At 67.8% G+C, this 13067-nt stretch carries 5 protein-coding genes; 3 read left to right on the top strand and 2 right to left on the bottom strand.

What is annotated here, in order from left to right:
• Positions 1–74: 74 nt before the first annotated feature.
• Positions 75–509 carry an IS66-like element accessory protein TnpA gene (tnpA, locus tag SM757_RS33640; RefSeq protein WP_322468669.1) on the bottom strand — a complete coding sequence of 145 codons (435 nt, stop codon included), beginning with the start codon at positions 507–509 and terminating at the stop codon, positions 75–77.
• A 54-nt stretch (positions 510–563) separates the two neighbouring features.
• Entirely contained in the window at positions 564–878 is a 315-nt protein-coding gene (locus SM757_RS33635; protein WP_322468668.1) for a hypothetical protein, read from the bottom strand.
• A 943-nt stretch (positions 879–1821) separates the two neighbouring features.
• Between SM757_RS33635 and SM757_RS33630 the strand changes: the two genes are divergently transcribed.
• From SM757_RS33630 to SM757_RS33620, 3 genes are all read left to right on the top strand, one after another.
• Positions 1822–2268, top strand: coding sequence for a hypothetical protein (locus SM757_RS33630; protein WP_322468667.1), 447 nt, complete (start codon positions 1822–1824; stop codon positions 2266–2268).
• A gap of 13 nt (positions 2269–2281) precedes the next feature.
• Complete coding sequence (locus tag SM757_RS33625; protein ID WP_322468666.1) at positions 2282–2575, top strand: hypothetical protein; 294 nt, start codon at positions 2282–2284, stop codon at positions 2573–2575.
• Between the two features lie 238 nt (positions 2576–2813).
• Positions 2814–13067: DUF4347 domain-containing protein (locus tag SM757_RS33620; protein ID WP_322468665.1), on the top strand; the 10254-nt coding region annotated here is incomplete at its 3' end.

Genomic DNA, 13067 nt, shown 5'->3' with positions numbered 1-13067 from the left:
CGACTTCTCCACCAGCAGCGCCAGGCCGTTGATGCCCATGCGGAAGTCCACGGCTGGGCGGTGCAGGTAAACCTTCAGTCCTTCGTTGAAGCGGAACACCGCACCCTCCCCAAGGCCTCGATCACGCTGCACGCCTGGCTCAGGTCACAGCCGCGCAGGTCCAGCACGACGCCGTTGGGCAGCCGCGCCTGCAGGTTCACCACGGGCTCGGCCGCGGCCGGCTCAGCGGGCTCGATGCGCACCGGCACGAAGTCCGACGCCTGGGCCTCCACGAGCTCGCCGCTGAGCGGGGTGCTCTGTGCCACTGAGCGTTCGTACTGCCGTACCCAGCTGGCGAGCTGGTTGGCATTGACGGCGCACGCGCGGGCGATCTTGGCCAGCGACGCGCCCGGCTCACGGCACGCCAGGATCAGCTCGTGCTTGGCCGCCTCGTCGTAGATGCTGCGCCCGTCACGCTTGCGGCCGGTAACCAGCCGCTGCGCCAACTCGGAAAGATGACTGTCTGACATTACGTGCCCATCTGCCTACGTGGGCACGTACCTTCTCAACAGCTACTGCCGATTTCAAGGGCGTCGTTGATTGATCGCATACTTTTGAAACTCGGGATGCGAGGTGTAGAAGAGCCGCTTGAGCTCCTCCAACACGATGCGGCGCCGCGGCCAAGCCGCGAGCTGGGTGAGGAACGCCGACATCAGCGATCGTCCACGGCAGCCTCGTGGAGCTTGAAGCGCGCGGCCTCCAGATGCCAGCGCTGCGTGGCGCTCTACGAGGACTACCGGCACCTGTGCACCCACGTGCGCGCGCAGCGCCCGGGTGAGCGCCGCACCGTCAACGACCACCTGCTGTTGTGGCCCAAGGTTATTGCGAATGGCGTCCAAGGTTGTTGCGAATGGCCCAGCGGTGGAAAGCTGGCTCAGCGCCGAAGGAAAACGGTGTTTTTGCTTTCAAGGCGCGGTGTTGGCTCACTGCCACAGAACACATACCTGAGCTCTCGGTTCTTGCGAACGTGGCTGGCGCGTCCAAGGTTCATGCGAATGTGTTCCGTCTTGCCTGGCGACGAGTCATGTCAGAAAAGCTCGCTGTTTATAGGAACTTCACGCTATAGGAAATCGTGAAAGGCACCACATTTTCGATGATAAATCATCGGTTTCTATCGAAATTTAAGCCACATTCGTAGAAACCTTGGACCTCAACACCACGGCAGGGCGCCGTGGCGGCCAAAGTGCTGCCTGCTCTGGCTGGTGGATTGCACGATGCCGTACAGGCCAGGCTGTCGCTGCCGACAGAGATTGCTGCGTCAACAGGACACGTTGCCAAGTGTCGGTACCGCAGTTGGAGTTTTGCCTTACCGCGTATGGAACGCTTGGAAGGGCAGAGCCAGGTAGCGAGAGGAGGTCTCATTACGAGTTGGACAGTCAGGGTCGGGCCAGCACTACAAGGGCCGCCCGGGTGGCGGCGAGCCCACATGTGGCGGGATGGTGTTGGGCCACCGGATGACCGTGGGGCCGGGCAGGGAGCTGTGGAGCCTCACTCTGGATGAGAGACGACGTGCATTTCTCCCAAAACAAGCGGCGCTTCCTTCGCTGGCCCGTGGTGTTTTTCACGTCACGCGATTTCGATCTAAAAAACTTTGTCGCAGGCAACTCCTAAACTGGGTAAATTTGTAGCCTTCGGTTACCAGACGCTCACAGTGCTTGGTGGGAGGAGGAGTGTTAGAAGTTCGTCGCCATCCGGCGCCTGTGCCCAGCGTGGACGCTGGAAGAAGATTTGCGGGGGTGCCGTACCGGCCTGCCCGCCGTGTGACTGGATTGGAAGTTTTCCTTGCCTGCTGTCACCAAGTTCGCCCTTCCCGCCGGGATCGTGGCGGCGCTGCTGCTGTCCGGCTGCGCATCGATGAATCCGACGCCGCAGACGACCGCCGAGGACTACGCCACCAAGCAAAACGCCGACCGCGTGCTCATCGCCGAGGAGCGCCGGCGCAAGGCGCTGCATATCCTGATGCAGGACGTGCGCACCGCGTTCTGGCGCACGGCCAGCGCGCAGAAGCTGCGCAACGAGGTGCACGCCCCGCTGGCCGACGCCGCCACGGCACTGGAGGACGCGCGCAAGGCCGAGGCTGGGCGGCTGCAGGCCTCGCTGGGCATGGAGCCCACGCCCGAGGGCAGCGCCGCCGTGCCGCTGGCGCAGCCGACGCAGTCAGTGGCGGCCTCGCTCAAGCAGTGGGACGGAGCCCAGGTGCTGGCCATCGCCGCACCCGCGGCCAGGTGACAAGGAGAACCCCATGAAGAGCAGTTGTCTAGGGACCGGCTTGGTGCTGGCCCTGGGGTGGGGCCTGTATGCCGTACCCGCGCTGGCGGCCGATGCCGTCAAATCCGTGCCGCCGGCCACTCCCGCAACCAGGCCCGCCGCAGCGCCGCTGCCCGCGGCCGCCGCGCCGTCGCTGGACAAGCGCGAGATCCGCGCCCAGCTCATGCCACGGCGCTACACCACGCTGGCCGCCGAGATCGACGGCAAGTTCGGCGAGCTCATCGCCGGCATGAGCGGGCGGGTGCTGATGATGCCGCCGGAGCGATGAGCGGCACGGCGTCGAACCCTGTCGTCAACGGCGTGCTTGTTCAAGGCAAGTCCACTTCGTCTTGCCAGCGCAAGCACGCACCCGAGAAAACCTGGCCTGCGCTGAACTCGTCTTTCTTCGGTTGCCTGGGCTTGCCCAGGGTGGCCGCCCCATTCCTTTGCTTTGCACAACCCGGCTGGCGTGCCTTTCAAGCGCGCCAGCCGGGTTGTTTCTGAATCAGCGCCATCGGAGAAGCGCCATGAACAAGATCCACCGTACTGTCTGGAACGAACTGACCCGCACCTTCGTGGCCGTGGCCGAAACCGTGTGCGGACGCGGCAAGCGCTCTGGCGGCACCGAGTCCGGCGTGCAGGTGGACACCGACACCGACAGCGCCTGCGTGCCGGCGCGCCGGCGCCTGAGCCGCAGCGCGCTGCGCCCGCTGGCCCTGGAGCAGCGCTTCATGTTCGACGGCGCGGCCGTGGCGACCGTGGTGGATTCGCATAGCCATGACGTTGCAGCCCTGGATGCGGGGGCTGCGGCCAAGGCTGCGGCGGCCGCTGCAGACACTGTCCATACCAAGCAGGCCGACGCGCTGCGCGAGGTCGAGAAAGTACAGGTAGTGGCCAGCGAACCCGTGCTGGTGCGGGGCGTCGCCCCGGCCTTGAACGCTGAACGCCGCGAAGTCGCCTTCGTGGACACCCAGGTCGTCCACTATGAGCGGCTCGTCGCTGCCATCGCTCCGGGCATCGAAGTGCGCCTGATCGACAGGGCGCAAAACGGCCTGGCCCAGATCGCGGCATGGGCGAGCAGCCACAGCGGCTACGACGCCATCCACATCCTCAGCCACGGCGAAAGCGGCTCCATCGCGTTGGGCAGCTTCCATCTCACGAACGTGAACGTGGAAGCCAACCAAGCGGAATTGGCGCAGATCGGCAGCGCCCTCACGGACAGCGGCGACATCCTCATCTATGGCTGCGACACGGCGCAGGGTGAGGCCGGCATAGAGTTGGTGAACCGGCTAGCGCAGATCACGCATGCCGACATCGCTGCCTCCAACAACCCGACAGGGGCGAGCAGCCTGGGCGGTGACTGGGTGCTGGAGTCGTCCGTGGACAAGATCGAAACCTCGGCGCTGCACCTGACGCAGTATGACGACGTGCTGGCCAATCCCACGGTGTGGCCCTGGGGCAACCCGGCGAACGTCGTTTCCGGTGGGCAGGTCCGGGGCATTCCTAGTGATGCTTTCTATATCCGCCCAGGGGGCACGACGTCGACCATCCTCAAGGTGCCGGCAAACCAGTACTTCGCGTACAACCTCATCAATAGCGGAAGTGCGGGCTTCTTCGAATACAGCACCAATAACGGAAGCACTTGGACCACCTTGGTGAGCCGTTGGAGCACGTTCGCGCCGCCCAATTCTTGGGTGCGTTATCACGCGAACACCACGGCAACCCAGGAAGTCGACTTCGGCGCCATCACCTGCCTCGATCCGACCAACTCGACCACTGCTGCCAATTCCGGCTTCTATAACGGCGGCAACTTCAAGGTCAAGCTGGACACCGCCCCAACCGATATCTCCTCTGACAATTCGACGGGATCCGTGGTCACCGATGCGCCCGTCAATTCGACCGTGGCGAAGTTGACTGGGATCGATAGTGGTTCTGGGTGCGGGGGCTACTGGGCGATCGACAGCCAGTCCTTGGCGGGGGCGTTCAGCCTGAACTTCGACGCGTCGTCCAGCAGGACGGCAAAATTGCAACTGGCGTCGAAGGCCAACCTGGTCGGAGGCCAACAGGTCAGCGTCACCGTGCATTACTACGATGCACTTCAGACCGATACCTCCGGCAATCCCATCAACGGCCAGGGTGTCACCAAGACCTTTACCTTCACGGTGAAGGATGCCTCTAAGGACCTGGATTTCGGCCACGACGTTGACGTGAAGGGGACGGGCAGCGACATGCTGGACCAGGACCAGCCCACGACGGCAACACTGTCTAACGGCAATTACGTGGTGGGCTGGGTGGACAGCTCGGGCCTGTATGCGCAGGTGTATGACAGTGCCGGCAGCGCCCAGGGAGCGCGCATGGTGCTGGATGCCGGCACGTCGGACACCGCGCCCACGATGGCCGCGCTGGCGAACAACCGATTCGTCGTGGTGTATGCGGACGGCGACTACGACGTCCTCTACAAGATCGTCGACGGCGCGACCGGGGCCATCGTCACGTCCGGTACGGTCGATGCCTTCAGCACCGATAGCGACGACAATGTGACGGGCGGCTGGGACGGCTTCTCCAATCCTTCCGTCGCTGTGGCCCCCGGCGGCCACAGCTTCGTCGTGACTTGGGGAATTGCCGATTACGTCAGCACCAAGACGGCGACCTTCTCCGATGCAGGCGTGCAGACCGGCGCAACCACGGCGCTCAACGGTAGTGCAGCCGGCATGACGCCAGGTTTGTCGCCCGCCAGCACCGTCCTGGCCAACGGCGATGTAGCCACTGCCTGCATCGACGGCAACAACTGGGCGGGATTCAACGTCTACATCGGCTCCACCCAGGCCAGTACGCAGGCGATGGGCGATTCCGTGTATCCCGTGGCCCTGACGGCGCTGGGTTCGGGCGGTTTCGTGGTGACGTGGCTTTCCGGCACGGAGGACCACATCTACGCGCAGGTCTTCACCAGCCACGGTGCAGCGGCCTCCGACGCCATCCAGGTCGATACCCGCGGCACGAAGATGGGGCCGCCGAAGGTGACTGCACTCGCCAACGACACGTTCGTGGTCGTCTGGGATTCCGAGGGCGTGGATGGGAACGGCTATGCCGTCGAGGGGCGCCGCTTCACGGCCGACGGCACCGCCGTGGACGCCAACGAGTTCGAGATCAACGAATACCGCTACGGGGACCAGAGGGCTCCTGTCGTCACCGCACTGGCCCGTGGCGGCTTTGCGACGTCCTGGACGGATTCGGCAGAGGGCAAGAGCACAGGCAAGGACATTGAGACCCGCGTCTTCGCGGTGGCCAACGTCGCGCAGTCGGTCATCGACGGCCCGGCTACCCTCACGGTGGCCGAGAACTCCACTGCGGGCATGACGCTGGGCACCATGCAGGTGTCGGGGGATACCAGTGGACTGAGCTGGTCCGTCACCGGCGGCACCGGCCAGGGCCTGTTCACCATTGCCAGCAGCACCGGCGTCATCCAAGTCGCCAGCGGTGCGGTCCTGAACTACGAGGGCGTCAACAGCTACACGCTCGTGGTGGCGGTGGACGGCGCGGACGCCGACACCACGGCTGACGACACCGCCACGGTGACCATCAACCTCAGCAACGTCAACGAGGCGCCCACGGCCGTCAGCCTGTCCAGCGTGTCAATCAACCAGAACGCGGCCACGGCCAGCGCCACGGTGGGTACGCTCAGCGCCACGGATCCCGACTCCGGCGATGTCCACACCTTCAGCCTGGCCGCCGGCAACGGCACCAACGACGCCGACAACGGCAAGTTCTCGATCTCGGGCAACACGCTGCGCGTGGGCGGCAGCGCGCTGGCCGCGGGCAGCTACCGCGTGTTGGTGCGCGCCACCGACACGGGCAGCTACTACGTCAACCAGGCGCTGACCATCACCGTCGCCGACAACGTCGCACCCACGGTGAGCTCCGTGACCCGGCAGACCACGAACGTCAGCGGCACCACCAGCGCCACCGGCGGCCTGGTGTGGCGCCTGACCTTCAACGAGGCGGTGTCGAACCTGGACACGTCCGACTTCACGGCCAGCGGCACCACCGGCACCGTCACCAGCGTCGTGTCGGCCGGGGGCAACAGCTACGACGTGACGGTGTCGGCCGGCAACGTCGACACCATGACGGGCGACGTGACCCTCGCCTTCGCCGCCGGCCACAACGTCACCGACGCTGCGGGCAACGCGCTCAACACCACGCTCAGCGGCGGCACCAACGTCTACCACGTGGTGCACAACCAGGCGCCGCAGGCCTCCGACAGCAGCAAGACCACCGCGGAGAACACCACCCTCAGCAACTCGGTGCCCGCGGCCACCGACGCGGACGCGCTGCCGGAGATCCAGGAAACCGGCGCCGTTGAGTATTGGGTGGAGCGCACTTGGTCGTTCTTCGGCGAGGCCAACGCCGAGTACGGCGTCGTCATCCGCAACGCCGGCGGCTTCGCCTCCATCGGCGACATGGTGTCGGCCTTTCAGAACCACGCCAACTACGCCGACCTGCCCTACACCATTGGCGTCAACACCGCGGGCAACGGCCTGCGCTTGACCTTCAAGGACTTCAACAACCACGTCACCCGCCAGCTGCAGCCCTGGGGCGACTGGGGCATTGCGCTGACGGTGGTGCGTGACGGCGAGCTGAGCTATTCGCTGGTGTCGGACGTGCCGGCCGGCAAGGGCACGCTCACCTTCAACGCCAACGGCACCTACACCTTCAACCCGGGCACCGCCTTCGACGCGCTGCGCGCCGGCCAGAGCGAGAACGTTTCGTTCACCTACCGGGCGACCGACGCACAGGGCGCCAACAGCGACCCGGCGACGGTGACGATCACCGTCACGGGCACCAACGACGCGCCGGTGCACACCGTGCCCGCCGCGACGCAGACCCTGGCGGAAAACGGCTCGATCGTGCTGAGCGCCGGCAACGGCAACCAGATCCGCGTCAGCGACGCCGACGGCGACAGCCTCACCACCATGCTCACGGCCGCCGGCGGCACGCTGAGCGTCACCACCGGCGGTGCCGCGGTGATCAGCGGCGACGGCACGGCCATGGTGCAGATCAGCGGCAGCGCCGCCGCCGTCAACGCCGCGCTGGCCTCGGTGACCTTCACCACCACCGCCAACACCACCGGGGCGGCCGCCATCCAGGTCGCCACCAACGACGGCACCACCACCACCTACAGCAGCATCGCGCTGGACCTGACCGATGTCGCCCCCGCCATCGACGGTCCGGCCAGCCTCACGGTGGACGAGAACTCGCCCGCCGGCACGGTGGTGGGCAGCATGCAGGTGTCCGGCGACACCAACGGCCTGACCTGGTCCATCACCGGCGGCACCGGCGCCGGCCTGTTCACCATCGACGCCACCGGCACCATCAAGGTGGCCAGTGGCGCCGTCCTGGACCACGAGGCGGCCAACAGCTACACGCTGGAGGTGGGGGTGTACGACGAGACGGGCGGCAGCACGCTCGACGCCTCGGCCACGGTCGGCATCACCATCGGCAACCTCAACGAGGCGCCCACGGCGCTGGGCCTGTCCAGCGCCTCGCTGGGCCAGAGCACGGCCACGGCTGGCGCCACGGTGGGCACGTTCGCCACCACCGACCCGGATGGGGTGTGCAGCTTCACCTACGCCTTCGCCACCGGCAGCGGCGGCAACGACGCCGACAACGGCAAGTTCTCGATCTCGGGCAGCACGCTGAGCGTGGGCGCCAGCGCGCTGGCCGCTGGCAGCTACAAGGTCCACGTCCGCACGACCGACGGCGGCGGCCTGTACACGGAGCAGGCCTTCACCATCACCGTCAGCGACGACGTGGCGCCCGCGCTGGATGCCGCCGCTTCCACGCCGCTGGACGGCGCCACCGGCGTGGCCAGCGCCGACAACCTGGTGCTCAAGTTCAGCGAGGCGGTCGCCGCGGGCAGCGGCTTCATCCGCATCGTCAACCCCGACAACAGCAGCGACACCCGCGTCATCGATGTCACCGACGCCAGCCAGGTCACGATCGCGGGCAGCACCGTCACCGTCAACCCCACCGCCAGCCTGCGCGGCGGCACGCACTACCACGTGCTCGTCGACGCCGGGGCGCTGGTGGACGGCGCGGGCAACGCCAGCGTGGCTGTCAGCAGCGACACGGTGCTGGACTTCCACACCGTCAACACCCGGCCCACCAGCACCGACGACCGCGTCACCACCAGCGGCACCACCGCGGTGACGCTGAGCGCGAGCGACTTCGGCAGCTTCAGCGACGCCGACGGCAACGCGCTGGCCTTCGTCAGGATCGTCAACGTCCCGCAGCCGACGAGCGCCGGCACGCTGGAGTACGACGGCGTCGCCGTCACCGCCGGCCAGGAGATCAGCGCCGCGGACATCGCCGCGGGCAAGCTGCGCTACGCGCCTACGCTGAGCGGCGGCGTGACGGTGGCCCAGTTTCAGGTCAGCGACGGCACGGACTACTCCAGCGCCATCTACAAGCTCACGCTGGGCCCGGGCAACACCGGCTCCATCGCCAGCGTCGTCAAGACCAACTACACCTTCAACCTGGCCGTCGACAGCGGGTTGTCGCTCAGCGGCCTGACCGCCCTGACCACGCCGACGGGCCTGGCCAAGGGCGTCACCATGCCGCTGGGCCAGGTGGGCTTCACGGTCAGCGGGCTGAGCAACGGCGGCACGGCCAACGTCACGCTGTCGGTCGACACGACCAGCCTGATGACGGTGCTCTACAAGAAGAACCTGCGCACGGGCACGTGGGACAGGCTCTCGCCCCTGAGCCCCACCAAGGCCAACGGCCAGAACGTCATCAGTTTCAGCCTCGTGGACGGCGGCGACTACGACGCCGACCGCACGGCCAACGGCGTGATCGTGGACCCGGCCCTGCTGGTGGCCAACATGGCAGCGCCCGTGGTGGCGGAGAACACCACCTGGGTCTCCAGCGTCCAGGACTCGATGGATCTCGGCAGCCTGCACGGCCACATCGGCTTCACGGTGACCGGCGGCGAGGACAGCGCCCTCTTCAAGATCGATGAGGGCACCGGCGTGCTGCGCTTCGTGCAGGCCCCGGACTACGAGAACCCGCTGGACACCGGCGGCGCGGACGGCGACAACACCTACGAGGTGGAGGTCACGGCCACCGATGCCCTGGGCAACACGGTGGTCCAGCAACTGTTCGTGTCGGTGGCCGACGACACCGGCAGCACCAGCGCGGGGCTCGTCGAATTGCAGGGTGACGACGATCTGCTGACGCCCGACACGCCTACCTACGTGGACTCCAACATCTGGACGTACTTCAGCGAAGACCCGTCCACGAGCTTTGCCAAGGGCTACGTGCTGGTGGAGCAGATCGAAGGCGTGCGCGACGGCTCGTTCAGTTTCGCCGACGGCTACATCCTGAGCGCCGGCCTGGACGTGGCCTCGGCGGACTACAGCCTCAGCGCCGGCGAGACGGTGTACTACGTCGGCGACGCCATCGGCACCGTGGACGGCTTCTTCGACGGGCAGCACGGGCGCGACCTGCGCATCAACCTGTTCGACCAGGTGATCAGTGGCGCCACCGGTGCCGCACTCTACGCCGTCCGCGCCCAGGAGATGCAAGACGTCGTCGGCAACCTGATGTACGCGGTGCCCACGGTGGTGGACGGCACGCGCGTGTTCTCGGTGACGATCAACGACGGCACCACGACCTACGAGGCGGTGACCGCGAGCCTGCACCCCGCCGACGTTGCCGCGCCGGAGATCACGGGCATCTCCCTGGACAGCGGCAGCTCCGACAGCGACGGCATCACCAGCGAAACCCTGCCCACGCTCAACGGCACCGCGCCGGCCGGCAGCACCGTCTGGGTGTACCTCGACGGCGAGAAGGTCGGCACCACCGTCGCCGCCGGCAGTGGCGACTGGAGCTGGGCCTACAGCGACTACAGCAGCACGCCGCTGGCCGAGGGCCAGCACCTGTTCACGGCCAAGGCCGCGGACACCGGCGTGGGTGCGGTCAGCGGTGCGTCTTCCGCCTACGCCGTGACGGTGGACACCAGCGACCCGGCCACCGCGATCGACTCGGCGGCCCTGTCCAGCGACACCGGCCCTGACGGCACCGACCTGGTCACGAACTCGGCCAGCCAGAGCATCAGCGGCACCCTCACGGCCGCGCTGGCCGACGGTGAGAAGGTGTTGGTGTCGCTGGACGGCGGCGCCCACTGGGACGAGGCTACCGTGGACGCCAGCGGCCGTGCCTGGACGCTGGACAACGCCACCCTCACGGGCAGCAACACGCTCAAGGCCAAGGTGGTCGACGCCGCCGGCAACGAGAGCGCCGAGTTCGAGCGGGACTACGTGCTCGACACCACGGAGCCGGCCATCACCGCCGTGGACGTGCCGGCCGCGGGCAGCTACGTCGCTGGCGACACGCTGCACTTCACCGTGAGCTTCAGCGAGAAGGTCGTGATCGGCACCAGCGCCAAGCTGGTGCTGGACATCGGCGGCGTCGCGCGCGAAGCCGTCTACGTCAGCGGCTCCGGCACCACCGACGCCGTCTTCGCCTACACCATCGTGGACGGCGACCTCGGGGCCGGCGGCATCAGCGTCACCTCCTTCGACGCCGGCAGCGGCACCCAGGACCAGGCGGGCAACGCGCTCGACACCACGCTGCAAGGCGTGGGCGACACCTCGTCCGTGGTGGTCGATGCGGTGGCGCCCGACACGCCCACGCTGGGCACCACGCTCACCAACAGCGCCACGCCCGTGCTGCGCGGCCAGGCCGAGGCCGGCAGCCGCGTCACGGTCGCGGTCGGCGGCGCGGTCTACACCACCACCGCCGACGGCTCCGGCAACTGGGTGGTGGACACCGCCAGCGACGCTCACACCGGCACGCTGGACCTGGGCGCGGACGGCGCGGGCAAGACCGTCACCCTCACCAGCACCGACGCGGCGGGCAACGCCACCGGCGGCAGCGGCACGCTCACGCTCGACACGACGGCGCCCAAGGTGCTGTCCGTCGTCCGCCTCAGCACCAACAGCGGCGGCGTGACCAATGCCACCGAGCTGGTATGGCGCGTGACCTTCGACGGTCCCGTGGGCAACGTGGGCACCGACGACTTCAGCATCAGCGGCACCACCGGCACCGTCACGCGCGTGGTGTCCGCCGGCGGCACCGCCTGGGACGTGACCGTCTCCGGCGGCGACCTGGCGCTCATGGACGAGGGCTCGGTCACGCTGGGCTTCGCCACCGCCGGCAGCCCGCGTGACATCCAGGATGCCGCGGGCAACGTGCTCGACACCGCGGTCAGCGGCGACAACGAGCCCACCTACAGCGTGGACCACGTGGCGCCGTTCCTGAGCTACTTCGCCAAGTCCGGCGCCGATGTCTCCCGCGCAGGCGACACCCTGACGCTCTACGTGGACTTCTTCGACCACCTCTATGTCGGCTCGGACGCGTGGCTCGGCATCGACGTGGGCGGCGTCATGCGCCACGCCACTTATGTCGAAGGCAGCGGGACGGGGCGGATCACGTTCAGCTACGTGGTCCAGGACGGCGACACGGATGGCGACGGCGTCACCATCGAGTCCTTCGATCCCGGCAGCGGCGCCACGGCCGGCCGCGACAAGGCCGGCAACGCGGTGGTCGTCGACCCGGACTGGTTCGGCTGGGACTCCGGCTTCAAGGTGGACACGGCGGCGCCGACGGTCACGGCCGTGGAGATGCTGCCCTCGGCCCAGCATGGCGGCCACTACGTGACGGGCGACGTCATCACGCTGACCGTGACCTTCGACGAGGACGTGACGGTGGCGGGCACGCCCACCATCGAGGCCATGTTCCAGACCGGCAGCGGCAGCGCCGTCGCCAAGACCTTCACCTACGACTCCAGCTCCGGCAGCACGGTGACCTTCTCCTACACCGTGGGCGCGGGCGACGAGGACCTGGACGGCATCGAGCTGGGCAGCGCGATCGTGCTGGGCACTGGCGGCAGCATCCAGGATGGGGTCGGCCACGACGCGGTGCTGACGCTGGACGGCGTCAGCGCCGACGGCGTGCTGGTCGACACCGTGGCGCCCGCGGCGCCCACTCTGGGCACGACGGACGCGACCAACGACACCACGCCGGTGCTCTCGGGCACGGCCGAAGCCGGCAGCACGGTGCGCGTGACAGTGGGCGGCGCGACCTACCAGGTCACGGCCGGTGCCAACGGCATGTGGATCGTGGACACGGGCAGCGCAATGCCCGTGGAAGGCCAGCTCGCGCTGGGCGGCGACGGCCTGAAGACGGTGTCGCTGTCGAGCACGGATGCGGCGGGCAACCGCAGCACCGGTACAGACAGCTTCACGCTGGACGCCACGGCGCCGACGGCGCCTGCGCTGACCTCCGCTGCGCTAATCAACGACGCCACGCCGGTGCTCTCGGGCACAGCCGAAGCCGGCAGCACGGTGCGGGTGACGGTGGGCGGTGCGAGCTTCGAGGTCACGGCCGACGCCGGCGGTCACTGGACCGTGGACACGGGCAGCGCCACGCCGGTGGAAGGGCAGCTCGCGCTGGGCGGCGATGGCCTGAAGGCGGTGTCGCTGTCGAGCACGGATGCGGCGGGCAACCGCAGCACCGGTACGACCAGCTTCACGCTGGACGCCACGGCGCCGACGGCGCCTGCGCTGACCTCCGCCGCGTTGACCAACGACGCCACGCCAGTGCTCTCGGGCACGGCCGAAGCCGGCAGCACGGTGCGGGTGACGGTGGGCGGTGCGAGCTTCGAGGTCACGGCCGACGCCGGCGGCCACTGGACCGTGGACACGGGCAGCGCCACGCCA

Origin of the sequence: Azohydromonas lata (genome assembly GCF_034427735.1) — a bacterium.
Lineage (GTDB): Bacteria > Pseudomonadota > Gammaproteobacteria > Burkholderiales > Burkholderiaceae_C > Azohydromonas > Azohydromonas lata.
This window is presented reverse-complemented; position numbering and strand designations above follow the sequence as displayed.